At 66.2% G+C, this 591-nt stretch carries 1 protein-coding gene; it reads right to left on the reverse strand.

The window, feature by feature from the left end; translation table 11 throughout:
* Positions 1–185: 185 nt before the first annotated feature.
* The coding region (locus Pen02_RS41455; RefSeq protein WP_203871690.1) for a CPCC family cysteine-rich protein at positions 186–591 on the reverse strand (406 nt) is incomplete at its 5' end.

A 591-nucleotide genomic window follows, 5' to 3' on the forward strand; every position in this document is an offset into this window, starting at 1 on the left:
CCGCGGACAATGCGCGGTTTGCTGGTCGGTCTGTGACCATCCGTACCGCCAATCGCGGCGCCGTGGTCGCCGCGAAGAACGCCTACAACACCAGCAGCCACCGGGCCGCGCCCACCCGGCCGCCGTGACCGATTGCCCGGCGCGAGCAGGTACGCAAGATACGCGGCCATGCCGTGATCTGTGCGTCAGACAGGCTCGGACGGCGGCAGGTGCGGCCGTGGTGTCCCGCCGTGCTGGATGTAATCGGCTCGGGCGTCGTCTAGGTTCAGGCGACCGTTCGGCCCGCCTCTGATGACTCCGCTGTCGTGGTTGTCCTGGCCGTCGTCCTCCCACCCACACTCCCCACAGATCTCGTAAACGCCCCGCTCTGACAGAGTGGCATGGCCGCAGCAGGGGCAGGTGTGGAGCGCATCCCCTACCGGCGCGATCACATTTTTCAGGGACGCGTAGGCCGTGAACCATTCAAGACGTCGGCGAACGAGGTCGTCGTCTGGATCCGAGGTAGCGCCGTACCGGCCGTGGGTCACGAGATCATCGTGCACGGGAATCCTCTGCAACGCACGATGTTGCTTCGGACGTCCACATCTGCCG

The organism is Plantactinospora endophytica, assembly GCF_016862915.1.
GTDB classification, from domain to species: domain Bacteria; phylum Actinomycetota; class Actinomycetes; order Mycobacteriales; family Micromonosporaceae; genus Plantactinospora; species Plantactinospora endophytica.